The organism is Agrobacterium sp. NPDC058088 (genome assembly GCF_042885035.1).
Classification (GTDB): domain Bacteria; phylum Pseudomonadota; class Alphaproteobacteria; order Rhizobiales; family Rhizobiaceae; genus Agrobacterium.
The window spans coordinates 838581-859585 of sequence record NZ_JBHVSU010000002.1; the positions used below are offsets into that span (position 1 = coordinate 838581).

The following is a 21005-nucleotide window of genomic DNA, read 5'->3' on the forward strand; positions in this document are numbered from 1 at the left end:
AGTGCCTGTCAGACGATGCCATGCTTCGTTAAAAGCGCCTGCTCGTCCCCTGAGGCCCAGCCGAAAACTTTCGGCGGTCCGTTCAGCTCCTGTACGAAGTAGTGAACGTCGAAATCGATTGCGACATCCGGTCCGCCTTTGCGGGCGAAGGTGGCTGTCCATGCCACATGGGCCACGCAATGATGCTCATCGATGGGCGAGATACGGAGATCGCGTATCCGCATCTCCTTCGTTCCTATGGCCCGATAGCGCTGGTAATCCTTCATCATCGCCTGCTTGAGGTGGTCATCGTTCTTTCCGCTCATCACCCCGGCAGGGGACGCGGTGATGAAGTCGGAGGCGTAGAGGGATGTAACCTCCTCCATATCAATGTCACCCTTGAGCGACTTGTTGAAAAATCGTTCATAGCGTTCGAAGAGTTTTCTTGCGCTGGCCTCCATGGCTTCCTCCCGGTGCAGACGTTCAGCAGATCGCCAACCTAAAAAGCCTGTCGCAGGTTCCACATGAGGCTGCGGATTATGGATAATGCGTTGATGAGGCGTGTCTGCCAGTTTTGGCCGCACCACTTTCGTGCGGTATTGGCTCGGGCTTCCTGCTGGTGCTTTCGTCCGGTCTTGCCGGAAACGTGTCTGGCGTTCTCCGGGCCGGACACCAAATCAGGTCACTCTCGAAAAATGCTGAAAGCGGCGGCTTAATTGTCTCGATCGCTTCCTGTGGGCGGAATTATGCAATATCAACCCACTATGCAATGCCAGTACAAAACAGCTAGAAGCAGCGGATGACCCAGAATTCCCGGACAGAAGAACAGCTCGCCGAACTGAACCAGCCCAGCCTCTGGTCCGGTATCAACGCCTATCGTTCCGATCCGCTAATCGTTGATCTGACCTCCGGCCTGTCGCGCAATCTGCGGGACGAGTACGACCAGCTCGGCCGTTACGTCACGTCACATGAGGCCCAGGAGTTGGCGCGCATGGCCAACCAGGGCGTGCCGCAGTTGCACACCCACGGCCCGCGCGGCGAACGTCTAGATCAGGTGGAGTTCCATCCGGCCTGGCATGCGCTAATGCGCCGCTCCATGTCATCGGGCCTGCATTCCAGCGTCTGGGAAAATTCTCCTGACACGCGCGGCAATGAACACAAGGCCCGCGCCACCAAATTCTACCTGACCTCGCAGCTGGAGGCGGGGCACCTCTGCCCATTGACCATGACCAGCGCTTCCGTCGCCGCCATCATGGCGTCACCGCGCGTGCAGCAGGAATGGGCGCCGAAGATCCTGTCGCGCAAATATGATTCCTCGCAGAAACCGGCCCTCCAGAAAACCGCCGTCACCATCGGCATGGGCATGACGGAAAAGCAGGGCGGCACGGATGTGCGCGCCAACCGCACCACGGCCGAGCGGGTGGGCGAGGGCATCTATCGCCTGTCCGGCCACAAATGGTTCCTCTCCGCACCCATGAGCGACGGTTTCGTCATGCTGGCCCAGATGGGCGACGGCATGGGTTGCTTCCTCGTGCCGCGTTATCTCGAAGACGGTTCGAAGAACGGCCTGCACTTCCAGCGCCTGAAGGACAAGCTCGGCAACCGCTCCAATGCGTCAGCCGAAGTCGAATTCACCGATGCCTTCGGTTATCTGCTCGGCGATCCCGGCAGCGGCATCCGGACGATTCTCGACATGGTGACATTAACGCGGCTCGATTGCGCGCTGGCATCGGCAGGCATGATGCGTGCTTCGCTTGCCGAAGCGGTACACTATGCCCGCGGTCGCTCGGTCTTCGGCAAGATGCTGGTCAGCCAGCCAATCATGACGCGTGTCCTGGCCGACATGGCCCTCGATGTAGCGGCCGCGACCGCGCTTTCCTTCAGGCTGGCGAGTGCTTTCGACGCGGCCCGCAATAATCCGGCCGAAGCCGCTTACGCGCGGGTAATGACGCCCATCGTCAAATACTGGTGCTGCAAGATTGCGCCGGCGCTCATCTATGAGGCCATGGAATGCCTTGGCGGTAACGGTTACGTGGAAGAGCGGCCGATTGCCCGCCACTATCGTGAAGCGCCCGTCAATGCCATCTGGGAAGGCTCCGGCAACGTCATGGCGCTGGATGTTCTGCGGGTACTTCAGCGCGGCAAGGACCTGTTCGATCTCGTCTTCCAGACGCTGGAGCGTGATCTCGGCCCTGCCGGCAAGAAGACCACCGACGTGCTGCGCGCCGCGATAGCACTTGCGGAACGTGACGAGGGTGCGGCCCGCCTGCTGGTAGAGCAATTCGCGCTTGCAGCCGCTGCCGCGGAGCTTTGCCGCCTGGGTGCGGGCAAGATCGCCGATGCCTTCCTTGAAACCCGTCTTGCGGGCGGCTGGCGGCATACTTACGGCATGCTCGATTCCCGCTTCGATCCGACGTATATAATCGATTTATTGTATCCGCCTGCGTCCTGACCGATAAGGTGTGGAAGGCGATTATTGCAGTCCCTTTGGGAGGGGTATCGGATTTGAGAAAATGCGTGGCGAGTATTCCTGTCTTTCAGACGGCTGACGCGTGTGTGCGCGAAAAGACGGAGGGCGCTCGTAAATGCTGACCTTCCGCTCCGCCCGTCCCGAAGATGAAGATGCGCTCTACGCCATAAGCCTTGCTACCGGCGATGCCGGGCAGGATGCCACTCCGCTTTACAATGATGGCCGCATGGTGGGGCATATCTATTCCGTGCCCTATCTTCATCTCTGGCCCGATGCCGTTTTCGTGGCCGAGGATGAGGAGGGTGTCTGCGGCTACATCGCCGGCGCGCTCGATACTGCTGCCTACGAGGAACGGCTGGAGCAGGAATGGTGGCCGCACCTGCGCGCGCTCTATCCCGATCCCGGTGGCGACCATGAAACATGGGATGCCGACCAGCGCCGCGCCCATTTCATCCATCACCCGCGGCGCACGCCTTCCTGGCTGACCGATCCCTTTCCGGCCCATATCCACATGAACCTTTTGCCGCGCACACAGGGAAAAGGCGGCGGCACGCGGCTTCTGTCGCGCTGGCTCGACATGGCGAGGCAGAACAACGTCTACGGCATCCACCTCGGCGCCAGCGAACGTAACCATGCGGGCATGCGGTTCTGGGAAACGCGTGGGTTCAAACGCCTGGACAGCCACGAAACTCCCGGCAGCGTCTGGTTTGGGATGGCGCTGGAGTAAGCTGGCTGAATGCGAGGAATACCGGCCAGTAAACGCGGCTTGAACCCTTCATCCACAGGAACCTTTCGCCCAATCTCCCCGCCACATTGTTCTTCCCTTCATGCTTTGTTAACCCCTGTGGTCAGGCCTTCGAAAAACACGGGTAGGGAATCATGCTGGCGACCGCAGAGGCGATTTCAGCCGACAGACCGGAAAAGCGCATCAAGGATCGCGCCCAGACCGAGAAGGCGATTTTTAATGCGGCGCGGTCGCTGCTTGCCGAAGAGGGCTTTCAGGGGTTCGGCATCAATGCCGTCGCCCGCCGCGCCGGCTGCGACAAGCAGCTCATCTACCGTTATTTCGGCGGCCTTGATGGCCTGATCGAGGCGATCGGCGAGGATCTCGGTTCCTGGGTGAAGGATCGCATTCCCGAAGACACCGGCGGCATGTTTCTGCTGACCTACGGTGATCTCATGGAAAAGCTGGCGCTTTATTTCATTGATGCGCTGCGCAGCGACCCGCTCGTTTGCAAGATCATCGCCTGGGAAGTGTCAGATGGTTCGCCGCAGGTGCGCCAGCTGGCTGAAGCGCGCGCCAAGTCGCTGGGCAAATGGCTGGAGCGCATGCGCGGCTCGCTGGCTGCGCCGAAGGGTGTGGATACCGCCGCCGTCAATGCCGTGCTGTTTGCCGCCATTCAGCACCTCGTCATCTCCGCTGCCACCAGCGGCCAGTTCGCCGGCGTGCCGCTCAAATCTGACCGGGACTGGGACAAGATCATCACCGCGGTCAAAAGACTGGTGCGCGGCGTTTACGGCTGACACGCGTTGCCGGCGAGGGTTGAAATACCCGAGGCAAGCCCGAAATTAACGAAAAATCAGCCATGTTTTCACCGGGTGCGCAACCGCCCGGTGCTTCCGTCCGTTCACGGGAACACATTCTTTTCCACAACTCGCCCGCCCGTCGTTAACCATAATGACAGCTTTCATTTGCCTCGCCACAACGGCGGGTCCAGTGTGGATTAACGAAATGTTAACCATGCGCAATGACTGCGCATAAGGGAGCCGCAAGTGAGCCGCTGGACAGCCTTGGGCGTCATGATGACGTTTTTTGCTATGCTGCCGTTGGATATCGACGCGCCGGCGCTGAACCTCTGCCTGATGGCTGTGGTGCGCTGGGCGGTGCTTGCTGGCATTCCCGATACGTTTTTCGCGCGGGGGCAGACGGCATGAAGTGGTTTTTAATCCTCTGGGCCGGTCCCGTTGCGCTGCTGGGCAGCTGGTACTGGCTTTCCTATTACGACATGAGCTTCGGCTTCTACATGCTGACGCGCCAAACCCATGATCTCGTCTTCGAGATTTACGGCAATATTCTCGGTCTTCCGCCGGAAAGCCTGCCGCCGCTTGTGGCGCGTGCTATTGCGGTCGACAGCTTGATCGTCTTTGCGATTCTCGGTTTCCGCAAGCGCAAGCAGATTTACACCTGGTGGCAGGGCCGTCAGTCTGCCGCGCGGGTGAGTGCGGAAAGCCTGTCCAGCGCACCCTGAAGAATGAAGCTCGCAGCCGCCGAATCGATGCGTTCGGCCCGCTTGGCGCGAGACACATCCATTTCGAGAAGCGCGCGCTCCGCCGCAACGGTCGAAAGCCGCTCATCCCAATAAACAAAGGGCAGGGCGGTTTTTTCGCCCATGGTGCGCACGAAGGCGCGGGTTGCCTGCACGCGGGGCCCGGCGGAGCCGTCCATGTTCATCGGCAGGCCGATGATGAAGGCGGCGACCTTTTCCTTTTCAGCGAAGGCCAGCAGCACCTCCGCATCCAGCGTGAATTTCACGCGCTTGATGACGGGTCGCGGTGTCGCAAAACGCCGCGACAGATCCGACATGGCGAGCCCGATGGTTTTTGTACCAAGGTCGAGGCCGGCAATTGCCTGTGCAGGCTGAAGTGTCTGCGCCAGTTCCTCGATGGTGAGTGTTGCCATGTCGCGTGCTGTCCTTATCGCTTGCGGACGAATTCGGTGCGCAGCACCAGACCCTTGACCGCATCATGCCTGCAATCGATCTCTTCAGGATTATCGGTGAGGCGGATCGACTTGATCACGGTGCCCTGCTTGATGACGGTGCTGGTTCCCTTGACCTTCAGATCCTTGATCAAGGTCACGGAATCGCCATCTTCAAGGACATTGCCTGCTGCATCGCGCACTTCCTTCGCGCGTGCCGCTTCTGCGGCCAGTTCGGAAGCAGGGCGCCATTCGCCGGTCGCTTCGTCGTACACATAATCGTCATTGTCAGCGGCCATTGTCGCCTCTCTAAATTATCGGTAGTGCGGTTGTTCAGGCCGTCCTATGTCATATTATACCGGCAATACAAAGGAGAACTTCCCATGAAAATCACCTGGCTCGGCCATTCCGCCTTCCGTCTGGAAAACGGCAGCGCGAAGATTCTCATCGATCCGTTTTTCACCGGCAATCCCGGTTTTGCAGGGCAGGATGGGAAGTCGGCAGCCGAAGGCGTCACCCATATTCTGCTGACTCACGGCCATGGTGACCATGTCGGAGATACCGTGCAGCTTGCCCGCGAGACGGGTGCGACCGTGCTCGCCAATGCCGATCTCGCCGCCTGGCTTTCCGCCAAGGGTGTCGCGAAGGTCGACATGGGTAATACCGGTGGCACCGTGCACTTCGACGGTTTTTCCGTCACTTTCACCAATGCGCTGCATTCCTCCGCCCAGATCACCGAAGATGGCGTTTCCCATTCGCTCGGCAATGCCAATGGCCTGATGCTGCATTTCGAAGACGGTCCGGCCGTCTATCACATGGGCGATACCGACATCTTCTCGGACATGAAGCTTATCAATGAGCTGCACCAGCCGGATATCGGCCTCGTGCCGATCGGCGATCGCTTTACCATGGGCGGTGCCGTGGCGGCGCTCGCCTGCCAACGCTTCTTCGAGTTCGGCAATGTTATTCCCTGCCACTATGGTTCCTTCCCGATCATTGACCAGACCCCGGACAAGTTCGTGGCTGGCATGGAAGGGGCAGCAGCCCGCGTCCACACGCCCAAGGCTGGCGATATATTGTCCTTCTGACGTTTCGCAGCTGCATGTCGTTGCTGCAAAACCGATGCCCAGTTTGACTCGACATGCTTTCTACCGTTGCGAAGGACGGACATGGTGATTATAGCGGGTAGGAAAATTCTGACCGGAGTAGAACCATGTCCGTCGATCTCGCCACCGTAAAGCGCGTTGCGCGCCTTGCCCGTATCGCTGTCACCGAAGACGAAGCGCAGAATATGCTCCGCCAGCTGAATGGCATACTCGGTTTCGTGGAGCAGCTTTCGGAAGTGAATGTCGACGGCGTCGAGCCGATGACGTCGGTAACACCGGTCGCGATGAAGAAGCGCGCCGACGAGGTGACCGACGGCAACAAAGCGGATGACATCGTCGCCAATGCGCCCGCGACCGATCGCAATTTCTTCATGGTGCCGAAAGTGGTCGAATAATCGATCCATCTTGTCGCCTGATTTTTCCGAGATTTTCGAAAGCCGTTGCCGACCATGACCGACCTGACGAGCCTGACCATTGCCGAAGCCCGCGAGAAGCTGAAGGCGAAAGATTTTTCCGCCCTTGAGCTGACCGATGCCTATCTCTCCGCGATCGATGCCGCCAACGGCGCACTGAACGCCTATGTCGCGACGACGCCTGAGAAGGCGCGCGAGATGGCGAAAGCTTCCGACGGTCGTATCGCCGCGGGTTCCGCGGGTGAGCTGGAAGGCATTCCGCTCGGCGTGAAGGATCTTTTCGCAACGCGTGACATTCACACGCAGGCCTGCTCGCACATCCTCGATGGCTTCAAGCCCAAATACGAATCCACCGTCACCCAGAACCTCTGGGATCAGGGCGCCGTCATGCTCGGCAAGCTTAACATGGACGAATTCGCCATGGGCTCGTCCAATGAAAGCTCCTGGTACGGCCCGGCCATCAACCCGTGGCGCGCGAATGGTTCCGAGCAGAAGCTGGTACCCGGCGGCTCCTCGGGCGGTTCGGCCGCAGCCGTCGCTGCACATCTCTGCGCTGGCGCAACCGCCACCGACACCGGCGGCTCCATCCGCCAGCCGGCGGCCTTTACCGGCACTGTCGGCATCAAGCCGACTTACGGTCGCTGCTCGCGCTTCGGCATCGTCGCTTATGCCTCGTCGCTCGATCAGGCTGGCCCGATCGCCCGCGACGTGCGCGACGCGGCCATCCTGCTGAAGACCATGGCAAGCGTCGACGCCAAGGACACGACCTCGGTTGACCTTCCCGTGCCGGATTACGAAAAGGCCATCGGCCAGTCGCTGAAGGGCCTGAAGATCGGTATCCCCCGGGAATACCGCGTCGATGGCATGCCTGACGAAATCGAAAAGCTTTGGGCAAAGGGCGTCGAATGGCTGCGCGATGCCGGTGCCGAGGTGGTCGATATTTCGCTGCCGCACACCAAATATGCACTGCCCGCCTATTACATCGTCGCACCGGCAGAAGCGTCGTCCAACCTCGCCCGTTATGACGGTGTCCGCTACGGCCTGCGCGTCGATGGCAAGGACATTGCCGACATGTACGAAAAGAGCCGCGCCGCCGGTTTCGGCAAGGAAGTGCAGCGTCGCATCATGGTCGGCACCTATGTGCTTTCGGCCGGTTATTACGACGCCTATTATCTCAAGGCGCAGAAGGTCCGCACGCTGATCAAGCGCGACTTCGAAAACGTCTTCCACGAGGGCGTCGACGCCATTCTGGCCCCGATCACCCCGTCTTCCGCTTTCGCTGTGGGTGACGAGGAGCTCGCCTCCGATCCGGTGAAGATGTACCTGCAGGACGTCTTCACGATCACGGTCAATATGGCCGGTCTTCCGGGCCTCTCGGTACCTGCCGGTCTCGACGGCAAGGGCCTCCCGCTCGGCCTTCAGCTCATCGGCAAGCCTTTCGAGGAAGAAACTCTGTTCACGACGGCACACGCCATCGAGCAGGCAGCCGGTAAGTTCACGCCTGCCAAGTGGTGGTAAGCGGTCTCACCTAAGCTTTATAGGACGGGCGGCGTCAAACGCCGCCCGTTTTGTGTCATCGGTTGTTCAACTCACCCCTCACGAGTTCCAGCCCGCGCGTGGTGATGCGGTAGGGCTTGCCACCGGAGGAGGCGATGGCTCTCTTGCTTTCCAGCTTGCGGAAGGTGAGGAGATCGAGGCCGCTGAAAATCCATCCTTCGCGCGTGAAGAGCGAAAGTTTTTCAATTTTGCGGGCGTCGTCTCGAACGAGTTCAATTCTGCCGCCCTGGGCGAGTAGGTGAAGAATGCGCTGTTCCGCGCGGGAAATGTCCATTGTTTGAAGTCCGGTCGGCGTCTTCTAGACGCGTGAAAGCAAACCCGGGTGCCGTTAAGGGCATCCGGCTCGGTTTCATCTGGCCCGGCGCGCAAGAAACTTGCGGGCAGGGCCTTTACCAGGACTCCGATTGAGCGAACATAGAAACTCCGTTCTTGCTTCTTTTGGATAGCGGGCAAGTCCAGCAGGGTCAAGTCGGTGGCCTGCCCGGCAAAAGCACACTGGCCGAATCGCACCCGCAATGGTTTAATTTTCATGGCCAAGGAGGGCGCGGCTTGATTGTCATTCGCAATGCGCTTGAGCGGGAAGCGGAAGTCCTTGCGGCCATCGGCATCAGGGCATGGCGGCAGGCGACCGCGGCTCTCGGCATCACACCTACGCTTTACGACAATGCGGCCAGCGCCTTTTCCAATTTCACCCGCTCATCGTGGCTTGCCATCCGAGTCGCGGAACTGGGCGGCTCGGTTGCGGGTTGGGCCGCGCGTGAGCATTTTGACGAGGCTATTTCCGACTTCTGGATTGATCCCGATTTTCAACGCAGGGGCGTCGGCAGCCGCCTGCTCGTAGATATGGAAAGACTAATAGAGGACAAGGGTTTCGAGACCATCCGGCTAGAGACACACGCCCAGAACGAACCGGCCGTCGCCTTTTTCCGACACCACGGCTATAGCGTGCGCTGGCTCTCCGTTTCTTATGCGCCGAAGCTGGACCGCGAGGTGCAATCGGTGGGTCTGCAAAAACAGTTGGCCGAGATCGAGAGCGGGCTTTACGGACCAGGGTTTTGAGAGAGCGTTTGCAGCGCGCCCGCCAACCGCGCTGGCCAGGCCGGCATGATCGCAAGCGATGCGATAAGGCCGGCCTGCAATATCACGATCGACAGGAGGATACTGCGGAATGGCTCCTTGCGCGTTTTGTGACGCAGCAGTCGCTGTGCCGAGATAGCGCCCGCGCTGCCACCCAGAAGAGCCAGCAGGAGCAGCGTGCTTTCCCGTATACGCCATCCGTCACGTCTCGCGGCTTCCTTGTCCCACCAATAGACAAGGAAAACGAAGAGATTAAAGCCGATATAGCCGATCAGGCAGAGGGTCATCATTTCCATAGCATGATTTGAAACCGCCAAGCGTAAAAAACGCGTATCCGGCACTCTCGAAAATGGTAGGCCGGGCGTGACGGGGCGCAAGATGTCTTGCGCCCGCGCTCCATTTGTTCTACCCACCAAGGCCAAAGAACCCGTATATCGTGAGCTTCAGATGACCCTTGTAGACGTGCGCACCCCCGACCCGAAACGCTTCATTCCCGGCGCCACTGGCGATTGGGAAATCGTGATCGGCATGGAGGTCCACGCGCAGGTTCTCTCCAATTCCAAGCTGTTCTCCGGCGCCTCCACTACCTTCGGCAACGCGCCGAATTCCAACGTGTCGCTGGTGGATGCGGCCATGCCCGGCATGCTGCCCGTTATCAACGAGGAATGCGTGAAGCAGGCGGTGCGTACCGGTCTCGGCCTCAAGGCCAAGATCAACAACCGCTCGATCTTCGACCGCAAGAATTACTTCTATCCCGATTTGCCGCAGGGCTACCAGATTTCGCAGTTCAAGGATCCGATCGTCGGTGAGGGCACCATCACCATTTCGCTTGGTCCCGATCGTCAGGGCAATTTCGAGGATATCGAAATCGGCATCGAGCGCCTGCATCTGGAGCAGGACGCCGGCAAGTCCATGCACGACCAGCACCCGACCATGTCCTTCGTCGACCTGAACCGTTCGGGCGTGGCGCTGATGGAAATCGTCTCCAAGCCCGACATGCGCTCGTCGGATGAGGCGAAGGCCTATCTCACCAAGCTGCGCTCCATCGTGCGCTACCTCGGCACCTGCGACGGCAACATGGATGAAGGCTCCATGCGCGCCGACGTCAACGTCTCCGTGCGCCGTCCGGGCGAAGGCTTCGGCACGCGCTGCGAAATCAAAAACGTCAACTCCATCCGCTTCGTCGGTCAGGCCATCGAATATGAAGCGCGTCGCCAGGTCGCCATTCTGGAAGATGGCGGCATCATCGATCAGGAAACCCGCCTGTTCGATCCCGGCAAGGGCGAAACGCGTTCCATGCGCTCCAAGGAAGATGCGCATGATTATCGCTATTTCCCCGATCCGGACCTGCTGCCGCTCGAATTTGACGACGCCTTCGTGGAAGCGCTGAAGGTCGATCTGCCGGAACTGCCTGATGACAAAAAGGCCCGTTTCGTCGCCGATCTCGGCCTGTCGGTCTATGACGCCTCGATCCTCGTTTCGGAAAAGGCGATTGCCGATTATTACGAAGCCGTCGCGGCCGGACGCGATCCGAAGGCTGCCGCGAACTGGGTCATCAACGACCTACTCGGCGCGCTGAACAAGTCTGGCAAGGACATCGAGACGACGCCGGTGTCGCCCGAACAGCTCGGCGGCATCATCGATCTCATCAAGGCCGAGACAATCTCCGGCAAGATCGCTAAGGACCTGTTTGAGATCGTCTGGAACGAGGGCGGCAATCCGGCCGAGATCGTTGAAGCCCGCGGCATGAAGCAGGTGACCGATACCGGCGCCATCGAAAAGGCCGTCGACGAGATCATCGCCGCCAACCCGGATCAGGTCGAGAAGGTGAAGGCAAAGCCGACGCTTGCCGGCTGGTTCGTCGGTCAGGTCATGAAGGCGACGGGCGGCAAGGCCAACCCGCAGGCGGTGCAGGCGCTCGTGAAGGCGAAGCTCGGTATCGAGGAAGAGTAAGCGGACGCTGCCTCGTGCTCACAGGTATCGAGGCAGAAAGCTCTCATCCGTCATCCTCGGGCTTGTCCCGAGGATCTAACGACCCACAAGGTCGAACGTGCTCAGATCCTCGGGACAGACCCGAGGATGACGTCGGGTACGAGGGACTGACATCACTTCTGCCGGGATCAACGCCCGGCATTTCTGTTTCAAGACGGAGCCAGATCATGTTTTTCATCCGCACAGCCAGCCTGCGTGACATCGAGCCGGTCCGGGCCCTGCTCGCGACGACATGGCACGCCACCTATGACGCGATCTACGGCGCGGATAAGGTCGATGAGCTGATAGCCGCCTGGCATTCGCCACAGGCCATGAAAGACCGCGTGGAGAAGAAGGGTGGCGAGTTCCTTGTTGCCGATGACGGCAAGCGGATCGGCGGCATGGCTTACGGCTCCATGTCGACCAAGATGGCGAAGACGGCTCTGCTCCACCAGCTGTATGTCGCGCCCGATCTTCAGCGGCAGGGCGTTGGCCGCGATCTGTTCGCGGAGCTTGAAACCTGCTTCCCGGATGCGGAAATCATGCGGCTTGAGGTCGAGCCCAAAAATACTGTCGCAATCAACTTCTATGAAGGCGTCGGATTTGTCGAGGTGGACCGAATCGAGCGCATGGCGGGTATCGAGGGGCTGCCTGGCATCGTGATGGAAAAGAGCCTGACCCGATGAATGAGACCCTGGAACATCTGATAATTCGAACGGCCCGTGAAGACGATCTACCGGCACTCGCCGCCATTTTTGCGGCTGACGAGATCGGCGGCCACGGCGATACGGCGGACGAATCGGCGCGGCTCGATTATCTTGCCGCCTTCCGGGCAATCGAGGCGTCGCCGAGCGAAACGCTTTACGTCGCCGAACTGGATGGCGAGGTGGTCGGCACCTTTCAGACGGCGATCCTCACCAAGCTCGTTGGGCGAGGGGCGAAGTCGATGGTGATCGAGGCGGTGCAGACACGCGCCGATATGCGCGGTCTCGGCATCGGCGCGGTGATGATCAACTATTGTCTTGATGAAGCCCGCCGTCAGGGACTGAAAGCCGCGCAGCTCACCTCCAACATGGCGCGGCTCGATGCGCATCGCTTCTACGAGCGGCTGGGTTTCGAGAAGCGGCATCTGGGCTTCAGGATGACGCTGAAATAGCGCGGATATATCTCGAAATGCTGGACAATTGCCGTGAGGGGCGGCATAAGCATGTCTTGTGCCGCGCACGGAAAATCGCTGCGGCGCATTCAAGCCCGAGGAACGTAGAATGAAGACTCTCCTGACGCAAATCTTCACCTGGTGGAATGGCCAGACGATCGGAACGCGGTTTCACACCTGGCGTTTCGGCAAGAAGGTAGGACAGGACGAGTTCGGCAACACCTATTACGAAGGCGGCACCACCTCCTGGGGCATGCCGCGCCGCTGGGTAATCTATAATGGTTACGCCGAAGCCTCGGCCATTCCTCCCGGCTGGCACGGCTGGATGCATTACCGCACCGACGTTCCGCCGAGCCAGGAAAGCTACGCAGCACGCGACTGGCAGAAGCCGCACCAGCCAAACCTCACTGGTTCCTCCAAGGCCTATCGCCCTCAAGGGTCGCTGGCCGTTGCCGGCGAGCGCCCGCGCGTGACGGGCGACTACGACGCCTGGACGCCCGGCAACTAAGCTCTCGTGATGCGCGGTGTTGTGCAAAACATCGCGCTTGCTTCCGCTCTCACCGGTTTTTGCCACATTCCGCCCTTAGGCGTTGATCCGGTCGGCGGTTCGACATAGGCAAATATTTGGAGACATATCGTATGAGGAAATTCACGCGGGATCGTTCTTTGCGTGCGCTGACAGTTTCGCTGTTTGCAGCGGTCTCTGCTGTTCTCCTCGTATCGCCCGTCTCCGCCGCCCGTCTGGAAAACCGCGTCGCGGTGTTTTCCGGCATCGACAAGATCACCGGTCGCATCACGTCCTTCGATGTCTATATCGATGAGACGGTGCAGTTCGGCGCGCTTCAGGTAACGCCGAAAGTCTGTTATTCCCGTGACCAGACGGAAACCCAGAAGATCGACGCTTTTGTCGAGGTTGATGAGATCACCCTCGACCGCAAGATCAAGCGGATTTTCACGGGCTGGATGTTCGCTGATAGCCCCGGCCTCAATGCCGTGGAGCACCCGATCTACGACGTATGGCTGACGGGCTGCAAGCAGGATTCGGACGTTCCCGCTCCCTCAACTGCAAGCAAATAATCTAACGTCAAGTTTTTAGAATCGCAGGCTTGGCCGGTTGACGGCTAGGTCTAGCATTTTCGCATATTCCAGCTTCGGCACGTCGATTGCACCGAATGTCTTCAGATGCTCGGTCGTGAACTGCGTGTCCAGCAGCACGAAACCACCAGCTCTTAATCTTTCCACCAGATGCACAAGACATATCTTGGAGGCATTGGTGCGGCGGGAGAACATGCTCTCGCCGAAGAAGGCAGCCCCCAGCGAGACACCGTAAAGCCCGCCGACAAGCTCATCGCCTTCCCAGGCCTCGACACTGTGGGCGTGGCCGATTTCGTGAAGCTCGGTATAGAGACGGCGAATGGTCGCGTTGATCCAGGTGCTGGGTCGGTCCGGGGCTTCGGCAGCACATCCCGCCATAACCGCTTCGAAGGCAGTGTCGAAGCGTATCTCGAACGGCTTTTTGCGCATCGCTTTGGCGAGGCTTTTGGAAACGTGAAAATTGTTTAGGGGAATAATGCCGCGGATTTCCGGCTCGACCCAGAACAGCTCGGGGTCATCGGCAGAGTCGGCCATGGGAAACAGGCCGGCGGCGTAGGCGCGCAGCAGAATGTCGACCGTTATGTCGTTATTTCTGCCGCGCCGCCCAGCCATATCGTCTTAGTGAGACGCGTCACCGGCCAGGTATTTCTCCAGCCAGTGAATATCGTAATCGCCCTTCAGGATATCTTCGTTCTGAAGGAGATCCTGGAAAAGCGGAAGCGTGGTCTTGATGCCGTCGACGACGAACTCATCGAGCGCCCGACGCAGGCGGCGAATGCACTCGTCACGGTCGCGGCCGTGAACGATCAGCTTGCCAATCATGCTGTCGTAATAGGGCGGGATCTTGTAGCCCTGATAGGCGCCGGAATCGACGCGCACACCAAGGCCGCCCGGCGTGTGGAAATAGGTCAGCGTTCCCGGCGAGGGAACGAAGGTGCGCGGGTCTTCGGCATTGATACGGCATTCGATGGCGTGACCATGGAATTCGATATCTGCCTGCGTCACCGACAGGCCCTGGCCTGATGCGACGCGAATCTGTTCCTGCACGAGATCCATGCCGGTGATGGCTTCCGTAACCGGATGCTCCACCTGCAGGCGGGTGTTCATTTCGATGAAATAGAACTCGCCGTTTTCATAAAGGAACTCGATGGTACCGGCACCGCGATATTTCAGCTTGCGCATGGCGCTCGCGCAAATCTCGCCGATCTTCATGCGCTGTTCGACGGTCAGAGCCGGAGAATTGGCTTCTTCCAGAACCTTCTGGTGACGGCGCTGCAGGGAGCAATCGCGCTCTCCGAGGTGAATGGCGTTGCCTTCACCGTCGCCGAACACCTGCACCTCGATATGGCGTGGCTTGCCGAGGTACTTTTCCATATAGACGGCGTCGTTGCCGAAGGCTGCCGCCGCTTCGGAACGGGCAGTCGCAACCGCCTCTTCCAGATCGGCCTCGGTCTTCGCCACCTTCATGCCGCGACCACCGCCGCCCGCCGTCGCCTTGATGAGGACCGGGAAGCCGATTGTTCGGGCGATTTCGAGCGCGTTTTCAGGCTTCACTTCGCCATCGGAACCGGGAACCACGGGAATGCCGAGTTCCTGCGCCGTCTGCTTCGCGGTGATCTTGTCGCCCATGATGCGGATATGTTCGGCGGTTGGTCCGATGAAGGTAATGCCATGCGCGTCGAGAATATCGGCGAACTTTGCATTTTCCGACAGGAAGCCGTAACCGGGGTGAACGGCGTCCGCACCGGTGATTTCGCAGGCTGCAACGATCTGGTGGATGTTGAGGTAGCTGTCACGCGAAGGCGGCGGGCCGATGCAGACACTCTCGTCGGCAAGGCGCACATGCATGGCATCCGCGTCGGCCGTGGAGTGTACGGCTACCGTCGGAATGCCAAGCTCTTTGGCGGCGCGCAGGACGCGCAGCGCAATCTCGCCGCGATTGGCTATGAGGATCTTCGAAACCATGCTGAACCGCCTTTATTCGATGACCACGAGGGCTTCACCATACTCCACGGGCTGAGCGTCGTTCACGACGATTTCCACGACCTTGCCGGACTTGGGGGCCGGGATCTGGTTCATGGTCTTCATGGCTTCAACGATGAGGATGGTCTGGCCTTCCTTGACGGTCGCGCCCACTTCGATGAAGGGACGTGCGCCCGGGGCAGGCGACAGATAGACCGTGCCGACCATCGGCGAGGACACGGTGTTGGCCGGGTTGCGGGCGGGTGCTGCAGGTGCAGCCGGTGCTGCGATTGCCGGTGCGGCAGCGGGAGCTGCCGGCGCGGGCGCATAAGCAGCGGGCGCTGCAGCATAGACCGTTGCGGGAGCGGGAGCGGCGCGGGAGACGCGAATGCGCAGGTCTTCCTGCTCCACTTCGATTTCCGAAAGGTCGGTATCGTTGAGGATATTCGCGAGTTCGCGGATCAGTTCCTTGTCGATACCCTGTTTCTTTTCAGACATGACAAACCCTATTCTTTGTTTCTTTTTATGCCGTGATGTTCTTCAGCGCGTGAAGCGCCATGACGTATCCATATGGTCCGAAACCGCAGATCATGCCCTTGGCTGCGGGCGAGACCATCGATTTGTGACGGAATTCTTCCCGTGCATGGATATTGGAGATGTGCACTTCCACGACCGGAGTCGAAATTGCGCGAATGGCGTCGTGCAGGGCAATGGAGGTATGGCTGTAAGCGCCGGGATTGATGACGACACCCGCCGCCCGCTCGCCCGCCTCGTGCAGCCAGTCCACAAGCACGCCCTCGTGGTTGGATTGCCGAAACTCCACCGAAAAACCGAGTTCGGCGCCGGCGTTTACACAATCGTTTTCTATGTCTTTCAGCGTTTTGCCACCGTAAATACCCGGTTCCCGTTTTCCCAGCATGTTGAGATTGGGGCCGTTGATGACGATGATGATGTTGCTCATTCGCGTTTCCATAAGAAAATCAGCGACACCTATAGACTGCGCAGCCTTCAAGGAAAAGCCCCTGCAAGCCCTAAAGCGCAGGGGCTGGCCCTTATCTCACAACCAATAAAGCCCTTTCGTGTGAATCACGAGCAGGTGGCTTTACCGCAGTTGCGCATGTTGGCGATTTTTTCCTTCAGCGGGTCAGCGCCAACGGCACCGAAAACCGCCTCGTTGCCGACGATATAGGAAGGAGTTCCGGTGATGCCGAGGCTGTTTGCCAGCTTGTAGGTTTCCTGCACCTGCGCATCATTGGGGTTTTCCGCCATGGACTTGCGGATATCGGCTTCCTTGAGGCCAAGCGAGGTCGCGACTTCCATGGCGCTGTCCTCATTGGCCCGTCCACGGCCGCCGAGCAGGGTGCGCTGGAATTCGGCATATTTGGCAGGCGCCAAAAGCTTTACGGCGTTGGAGACGCGGTGCGCGGCAACCGATTCCGGCCCAAGGATCGGAAACTCCTTGAGGACGACGCGCACCTTCTTGTCGCCCTTCAGGATATTGTCCATGTCGCCCATGGCGCGTTTGCAATAACCGCAATTATAGTCAAAAAATTCGACCAGCGTGACGTCGCCATCGGGATTGCCGAGCGCCATGTCATATTTCGATTCGAAGATGGCCTTCTTGTTGTCGGCAACCGCTTCCGCAGCCTTGGCGTTGCGCGACGCATATTGCTTGCGTTCAAGCGCGTCCTGAACCTCCAGCATGATTTCAGGGTTCTCGATCAGATACTGCTTGATGAACTCGCCCATCTCCCTCTTCTGCTGCTCATCGAGCGCATGGGCGGGCAGGGAGGCGAATACCGTCGAAAGGGCCGTCACGCTGGCAAGAAGGGTGGAACGGAGAAAATGCGCCATATCGGTCCTCATTCTGTGCGGCCGAAGCCTCTTGGAATCTCATGAAGGCAATTACCTTACTTTAAGCCAAATGCCATACGGCAAAAATACTTGTCCGCATTATGGTCTCACGATTGTGAAGATTGTGATTCTGCTGCAAGTCTGCGAAATACGGTTCAGGAAAGAGCATGCCCTTGATAACGATCTCGAAGCGGAGCGCCGTCGAACCCTTTCACGCCATGGATATTCTGGCGGAAGCGAACAGGCGCAGGCAGGCGGGACGCCCCGTCATTTCCATGGCGGTCGGCCAGCCTTCCCACCCCGCACCGAAAGCCTCGCTGGCAGCGGCGCAAGAGGCGCTGAAACATGGGCGCATCGGTTACACCGATGCGCTCGGCCTGCGCGAACTGCGTGAGGCAATCGCCGGCCATTACCGGCTGCGCCATCAGGTCGCCATCGATCCGGCCCGCATTGCGGTGACGACAGGTTCGTCCGCGGCTTTCAATCTTGCCTTCCTCAGCCTTTTCGATGCTGGCGACTACGTCGCCATCGCAAGGCCCGGTTACCCCGCTTATCGCAATATTCTGAAAGCGCTCGGCCTCAATGTCGTGGAAGTGCCGGTCACGGCAGAAACCGGTTATACGCTGACGCCGGCAAGCCTGGAACGCGCGGAAACGAAAGCAGGCTGCAAGCTGAAGGGCGTGCTTTTGGCAAGCCCCGCCAATCCGACCGGCACGGTTACCGGCCGCGAAGCGCTGAAGCGGCTGGCGACCTATTGCGAGAGCCGTGACTTGGCCTTCATTTCCGACGAGATTTATCACGGCTTGACCTTCGTCGGGGAGGAGACAAGTGCGCTCGAAATCACCGATAGCGCTGTGATCATCAATTCCTTCTCCAAATATTATTGCATGACCGGCTGGCGCATCGGCTGGATGGTGTTGCCGGAAAATCTCGTCCGTCCGGTCGAGTGCCTGGCCCAGAGCCTTTATATCTCACCACCGGAACTCTCACAGCTTGCCGCGGCCGCAGCCTTTTCGGCAGCGGAAGAGCTCGATGTTTACAGAGAGAGTTATCGCACCAACCGCGATTTCCTGATGGCGCGTCTGCCGGAAATCGGCCTTCCGCTGGCGTCGCCCATGGATGGCGCGTTTTATGCCTATGTCGATACCAGCCGCTTTTCTAATGACAGCATGGATTTTGCCAAGCGCATGCTGGCGGAAATCGATGTGGCGGCGACACCGGGCATGGATTTCGATCCCGAGGAAGGCCACAGGGCGCTGCGCATTTCCTATGCGGGTTCGGTATCTGACATTGCCGAGGCGGTGGGGCGTATCGCTGGCTGGCTGAAATAAGTCCGCGACGCCCGCCTCCTCACACCATCAGGCGGGGGCGCAGCCGAAGGTGCTGACAAAAGCTTTTTCGCCTTTTGCCGTGAAGGTCAGCACGCGACCGTTTCCGCGGCGTAGCCAGTCGCGCTGCTGCATGGCATCAAGCAGCGATGCGCCGAGCCCGCCGCCGAGGTGATGGCGGCGCTCGCTCCAGTCCAGGCAATGCAGGCACACTGGCCGGCGTGCTTTTTCGAGTGGCGAAAGATCGATGCCGAAGCTGGAGAAAAAGTCACGCCCAGCATCCGTGAGGGCGGGGTCATCACCTGAGGTCACCAATCCTCTGGCGGTAATGGCCGCAAGCAGCGCGACGCCGCTTTCCCCGGCGAGGTGGTCGTAGCAGATGCGCGCTTCTCGCAGTGCCTTGTCCTTCGGTCCCGTGCGTACACGGATCGCGCCTGTGCGCTGCGCAAGCCCCATCAAGGCTTCCAGCACCTGCGCCACATCTTCGTCAGAGAGACGGAAATAGCGATGACGCCCCTGTTTTTCCGCCTTCAGCAACTGCGCCTCTGAAAGCTTGGAAAGGTGTCCGCTGGCGGTTTGCAGGGTCACGCCGGCCGCCTCCGCAAGCTCGCTTGCCGTCAGCGCGCGTCCATCCATCAGCGCCGTCAAGATGTTTGCGCGGGCAGGGTCGCCGATCAGGGCGGCGACATTGGCGATAAGAGGTCCGTCTTTCATAGTTCGATGGTAGCCGAAGCATTGAGGCGAGGCAATGGCTTAAACAGGAGAGGCAGAACATGAGGAGAAAGACGATGTTGACCTGTTTCATTCGCTACGAGATCGACCCCTTCAAAGTCGATGCCTTCGATCGATATGCCCGCAACTGGGGTGAGGCGATCCCGCGCTGCGGTGCTGATCTCATCGGTTATTACGCGCCGAAAGAGGGATCGAGCACGATCGCCTATGGAGTCTACAACATTGAAAATCTTGCCGCTTACGAAGCCTACAGGGCGCGACTAGCCGCCGACCCTGCAGGGCGGGAAAACTATGAATTCGCCCGCCGTGAACAGTTCATCCGCCGTGAGGACCGGCTGTTCCTGCGCCTCGCCTCTGCTCCGCAGACGGGCGGCGGGCAATGATCGCCGTCATCTTCGAGGTCTGGCCGGCTGAGGGCGAGAAACAGCATTATCTCGACATCGCCGCTGGCCTGCGGGCGCAACTCGAAACCATCGATGGTTTTCTGTCTGTCGAGAGGTTTCAGAGCATCAGCAATCCGGAGAAGATGCTTTCCCTGTCATTCTTCCGGGACGAGGAGGCGGTGAAAGCCTGGCGCAACACCGTGCCACATCGCGCAGCACAAGCCCGGGGCCGTGGCGGTGTCTTTTCAGACTATAGGTTGCGTATTGCACATGTGACCCGCGATTATGGCTTACAGGAACGGCAGGAAGCGCCAGCCGACAGCCGGATCGCCCATCCAAAGGGGAACAGCCTGGGCTGAGATTTCCAGCATCAGTTTTTCTGTATGCCGGTGCAAGGCTTTCTGGTTCGAATTCGCCTCTCAAACCCGTTATAAATGGGACAATGGGGTGCAGGGCAACCCGTCGGATTGGACAAGGAGAAGGCAATGTCGGCAGAAAAAGTGGCAATTGTAACGGCAGGTGGCAGCGGCATGGGGGCAGCCGTGGCGAAACGTCTGGCGGCGGACGGTTACAGGCTCGCAATCCTGTCTTCCTCCGGCAAGGGAGAAGCGCTTGCGAAGGAGCTGGGCGGTATCGGCGTGACCGGCTCCAACCAGTCGAATGACGATCTCCAGCGGCTGACGGATCAGGCGCTCGAGACGTTCGGCCGCATCGACGTGCTGGTGAATAGCGCGGGGCATGGCCCACGCGCCTCCATTCTCGATATTACCGACGAGCAATGGCATACCGGCCTCGATGTGTACCTGATGAATGTCATTCGCCCGACACGGATCATTGCGCCTATCATGGTGAGGCAGAAGGCCGGTGCGATCGTCAACATCTCGACGGCCTGGGCTTTCGAACCGAGCAGCATGTTCCCGACCTCGGCGGTGTTCCGCGCCGGCCTTGCCTCCTACACCAAGATTTTCGCCGACACCTATGCGGCCGACAATGTGCGCATGAACAATGTCCTGCCCGGCTGGATCGACAGCCTGCCGGCGACGGAAGAACGTCGTGACAGCGTGCCGATGCAGCGCTACGGCAAAAGCGAGGAGATTGCTGCCACCGTGGCATTTCTCGCGTCTGAAGGGGCAGGGTATATTACCGGGCAGAATATCCGGGTTGACGGCGGGCTGACGCGGTCTGTTTGACGGACGGTTATTATCGATCCTCATTCTTGCATAG

29 protein-coding genes are annotated in these 21005 nt (G+C 59.5%); 18 read left to right on the forward strand and 11 right to left on the reverse strand.

Annotated features, from left to right (window positions below; all coding sequences use genetic code 11):
• Positions 1-8: 8 nt before the first annotated feature.
• Entirely contained in the window at positions 9-440 is a 432-nt protein-coding gene (locus ACFVTJ_RS09445; protein ID WP_386906929.1) for a nuclear transport factor 2 family protein, read from the reverse strand.
• 338 nt (positions 441-778) lie between these two features.
• Between ACFVTJ_RS09445 and ACFVTJ_RS09450 the strand changes: the two genes are divergently transcribed.
• From ACFVTJ_RS09450 to ACFVTJ_RS09470, 5 genes are all read left to right on the forward strand, one after another.
• Positions 779-2431 (forward strand): acyl-CoA dehydrogenase family protein, encoded by a 1653-nt coding sequence (locus ACFVTJ_RS09450; RefSeq protein WP_386906632.1) that lies wholly within the window; start codon positions 779-781, stop codon positions 2429-2431.
• A gap of 133 nt (positions 2432-2564) precedes the next feature.
• A complete protein-coding gene (locus tag ACFVTJ_RS09455; protein ID WP_386906634.1) occupies positions 2565-3176 on the forward strand; it encodes a GNAT family N-acetyltransferase in 612 nt (203 codons plus the stop codon).
• A 152-nt stretch (positions 3177-3328) separates the two neighbouring features.
• The gene (locus ACFVTJ_RS09460) at positions 3329-3973 is read left to right on the forward strand and encodes a TetR/AcrR family transcriptional regulator (protein ID WP_386906636.1); all 645 of its coding nucleotides are present in this window, start codon (positions 3329-3331) and stop codon (positions 3971-3973) included.
• A gap of 249 nt (positions 3974-4222) precedes the next feature.
• Positions 4223-4384: a hypothetical protein gene (locus ACFVTJ_RS09465; protein WP_386906955.1), complete on the forward strand. Its 162-nt coding sequence runs from the start codon at positions 4223-4225 to the stop codon at positions 4382-4384.
• Positions 4381-4698: a DUF6105 family protein gene (locus ACFVTJ_RS09470; protein WP_386906638.1), complete on the forward strand. Its 318-nt coding sequence runs from the start codon at positions 4381-4383 to the stop codon at positions 4696-4698. The genes ACFVTJ_RS09465 and ACFVTJ_RS09470 overlap by 4 nt, the downstream gene beginning before the upstream one ends.
• On the opposite strand, the gene ruvX is transcribed toward ACFVTJ_RS09470, so the two are convergent.
• Both ruvX and ACFVTJ_RS09480 read right to left on the reverse strand, forming a co-directional pair.
• Positions 4650-5129, reverse strand: coding sequence for a Holliday junction resolvase RuvX (gene ruvX, locus ACFVTJ_RS09475; RefSeq protein WP_386906640.1), 480 nt, complete (start codon positions 5127-5129; stop codon positions 4650-4652). The two genes, ACFVTJ_RS09470 and ruvX, sit on opposite strands and share 49 nt — an antisense overlap.
• 14 nt (positions 5130-5143) lie before the next feature.
• Entirely contained in the window at positions 5144-5446 is a 303-nt protein-coding gene (locus tag ACFVTJ_RS09480; RefSeq protein ID WP_020012364.1) for an alkylphosphonate utilization protein, read from the reverse strand.
• A gap of 84 nt (positions 5447-5530) precedes the next feature.
• Here ACFVTJ_RS09480 and ACFVTJ_RS09485 point away from each other — a divergent pair, with 84 nt between their 5' ends.
• The 3 genes from ACFVTJ_RS09485 to gatA all read left to right on the forward strand — a co-directional run bounded on the left by ACFVTJ_RS09485 (position 5531) and on the right by gatA (position 8184).
• Positions 5531-6235 carry a metal-dependent hydrolase gene (locus ACFVTJ_RS09485; protein WP_386906642.1) on the forward strand — a complete coding sequence of 235 codons (705 nt, stop codon included), beginning with the start codon at positions 5531-5533 and terminating at the stop codon, positions 6233-6235.
• A gap of 125 nt (positions 6236-6360) precedes the next feature.
• On the forward strand, positions 6361-6648 hold the full coding sequence (gatC, locus tag ACFVTJ_RS09490; RefSeq protein WP_386906644.1) for an Asp-tRNA(Asn)/Glu-tRNA(Gln) amidotransferase subunit GatC: 288 nt from the start codon (positions 6361-6363) through the stop codon (positions 6646-6648).
• Between the two features lie 54 nt (positions 6649-6702).
• Positions 6703-8184 (forward strand): Asp-tRNA(Asn)/Glu-tRNA(Gln) amidotransferase subunit GatA, encoded by a 1482-nt coding sequence (gatA, locus tag ACFVTJ_RS09495; protein ID WP_386906646.1) that lies wholly within the window; start codon positions 6703-6705, stop codon positions 8182-8184.
• 55 nt (positions 8185-8239) lie between these two features.
• Here the strand turns inward: gatA and ACFVTJ_RS09500 are convergent, their stop codons facing one another.
• Positions 8240-8497: a YjhX family toxin gene (locus tag ACFVTJ_RS09500; RefSeq protein ID WP_386906648.1), complete on the reverse strand. Its 258-nt coding sequence runs from the start codon at positions 8495-8497 to the stop codon at positions 8240-8242.
• Positions 8498-8772: 275 nt separating this feature from the next.
• Here ACFVTJ_RS09500 and ACFVTJ_RS09505 point away from each other — a divergent pair, with 275 nt between their 5' ends.
• Positions 8773-9282, forward strand: a complete 510-nt coding sequence (locus tag ACFVTJ_RS09505) for a GNAT family N-acetyltransferase (protein WP_386906650.1) — start codon at positions 8773-8775, stop codon at positions 9280-9282.
• On the opposite strand, the gene ACFVTJ_RS09510 is transcribed toward ACFVTJ_RS09505, so the two are convergent.
• Positions 9264-9596 (reverse strand): DUF1294 domain-containing protein, encoded by a 333-nt coding sequence (locus tag ACFVTJ_RS09510; RefSeq protein ID WP_386906652.1) that lies wholly within the window; start codon positions 9594-9596, stop codon positions 9264-9266. The genes ACFVTJ_RS09505 and ACFVTJ_RS09510 overlap by 19 nt on opposite strands.
• Positions 9597-9747: 151 nt before the next feature.
• Here ACFVTJ_RS09510 and gatB point away from each other — a divergent pair, with 151 nt between their 5' ends.
• The 5 genes from gatB (at position 9748) to ACFVTJ_RS09535 (ending at position 13504) form a co-directional block, all read left to right on the forward strand.
• Entirely contained in the window at positions 9748-11253 is a 1506-nt protein-coding gene (gatB, locus tag ACFVTJ_RS09515) for an Asp-tRNA(Asn)/Glu-tRNA(Gln) amidotransferase subunit GatB (protein WP_386906654.1), read from the forward strand.
• A gap of 206 nt (positions 11254-11459) precedes the next feature.
• A complete protein-coding gene (locus ACFVTJ_RS09520) occupies positions 11460-11957 on the forward strand; it encodes a GNAT family N-acetyltransferase (RefSeq protein ID WP_386906656.1) in 498 nt (165 codons plus the stop codon).
• Positions 11954-12427 carry a GNAT family N-acetyltransferase gene (locus tag ACFVTJ_RS09525; RefSeq protein ID WP_386906658.1) on the forward strand — a complete coding sequence of 158 codons (474 nt, stop codon included), beginning with the start codon at positions 11954-11956 and terminating at the stop codon, positions 12425-12427. Before ACFVTJ_RS09520 ends, ACFVTJ_RS09525 begins: the two co-directional genes overlap by 4 nt.
• Positions 12428-12536: 109 nt before the next feature.
• Positions 12537-12935, forward strand: coding sequence for an NADH:ubiquinone oxidoreductase subunit NDUFA12 (locus tag ACFVTJ_RS09530; RefSeq protein WP_209088648.1), 399 nt, complete (start codon positions 12537-12539; stop codon positions 12933-12935).
• A gap of 131 nt (positions 12936-13066) precedes the next feature.
• A complete protein-coding gene (locus tag ACFVTJ_RS09535) occupies positions 13067-13504 on the forward strand; it encodes a DUF2155 domain-containing protein (protein WP_063951157.1) in 438 nt (145 codons plus the stop codon).
• A gap of 15 nt (positions 13505-13519) precedes the next feature.
• Here the strand turns inward: ACFVTJ_RS09535 and aat are convergent, their stop codons facing one another.
• The 5 genes from aat to ACFVTJ_RS09560 all read right to left on the reverse strand — a co-directional run bounded on the left by aat (position 13520) and on the right by ACFVTJ_RS09560 (position 17338).
• A complete protein-coding gene (gene aat, locus ACFVTJ_RS09540) occupies positions 13520-14134 on the reverse strand; it encodes a leucyl/phenylalanyl-tRNA--protein transferase (RefSeq protein ID WP_386906661.1) in 615 nt (204 codons plus the stop codon).
• A gap of 6 nt (positions 14135-14140) precedes the next feature.
• Entirely contained in the window at positions 14141-15487 is a 1347-nt protein-coding gene (accC, locus tag ACFVTJ_RS09545) for an acetyl-CoA carboxylase biotin carboxylase subunit (protein ID WP_004441425.1), read from the reverse strand.
• Between the two features lie 12 nt (positions 15488-15499).
• Positions 15500-15982, reverse strand: a complete 483-nt coding sequence (gene accB, locus ACFVTJ_RS09550; protein ID WP_386906663.1) for an acetyl-CoA carboxylase biotin carboxyl carrier protein — start codon at positions 15980-15982, stop codon at positions 15500-15502.
• A 25-nt stretch (positions 15983-16007) separates the two neighbouring features.
• Entirely contained in the window at positions 16008-16445 is a 438-nt protein-coding gene (gene aroQ / locus ACFVTJ_RS09555) for a type II 3-dehydroquinate dehydratase (RefSeq protein ID WP_063951153.1), read from the reverse strand.
• A 125-nt stretch (positions 16446-16570) separates the two neighbouring features.
• Positions 16571-17338 (reverse strand): DsbA family protein, encoded by a 768-nt coding sequence (locus ACFVTJ_RS09560; protein WP_386906665.1) that lies wholly within the window; start codon positions 17336-17338, stop codon positions 16571-16573.
• Positions 17339-17511: 173 nt separating this feature from the next.
• Here ACFVTJ_RS09560 and ACFVTJ_RS09565 point away from each other — a divergent pair, with 173 nt between their 5' ends.
• Complete coding sequence (locus tag ACFVTJ_RS09565) at positions 17512-18669, forward strand: pyridoxal phosphate-dependent aminotransferase (protein WP_386906931.1); 1158 nt, start codon at positions 17512-17514, stop codon at positions 18667-18669.
• 27 nt (positions 18670-18696) lie between these two features.
• On the opposite strand, the gene ACFVTJ_RS09570 is transcribed toward ACFVTJ_RS09565, so the two are convergent.
• Positions 18697-19380, reverse strand: a complete 684-nt coding sequence (locus tag ACFVTJ_RS09570) for an ArsR/SmtB family transcription factor (RefSeq protein ID WP_386906667.1) — start codon at positions 19378-19380, stop codon at positions 18697-18699.
• A gap of 74 nt (positions 19381-19454) precedes the next feature.
• Between ACFVTJ_RS09570 and ACFVTJ_RS09575 the strand changes: the two genes are divergently transcribed.
• From ACFVTJ_RS09575 to ACFVTJ_RS09585, 3 genes are all read left to right on the forward strand, one after another.
• Positions 19455-19781, forward strand: a complete 327-nt coding sequence (locus ACFVTJ_RS09575) for an NIPSNAP family protein (RefSeq protein ID WP_386906933.1) — start codon at positions 19455-19457, stop codon at positions 19779-19781.
• Positions 19778-20140 carry an antibiotic biosynthesis monooxygenase family protein gene (locus tag ACFVTJ_RS09580; RefSeq protein WP_386906669.1) on the forward strand — a complete coding sequence of 121 codons (363 nt, stop codon included), beginning with the start codon at positions 19778-19780 and terminating at the stop codon, positions 20138-20140. Before ACFVTJ_RS09575 ends, ACFVTJ_RS09580 begins: the two co-directional genes overlap by 4 nt.
• Before the next feature lie 126 nt (positions 20141-20266).
• Complete coding sequence (locus tag ACFVTJ_RS09585) at positions 20267-20971, forward strand: SDR family oxidoreductase (RefSeq protein ID WP_386906671.1); 705 nt, start codon at positions 20267-20269, stop codon at positions 20969-20971.
• Positions 20972-21005: the final 34 nt, after the last annotated feature.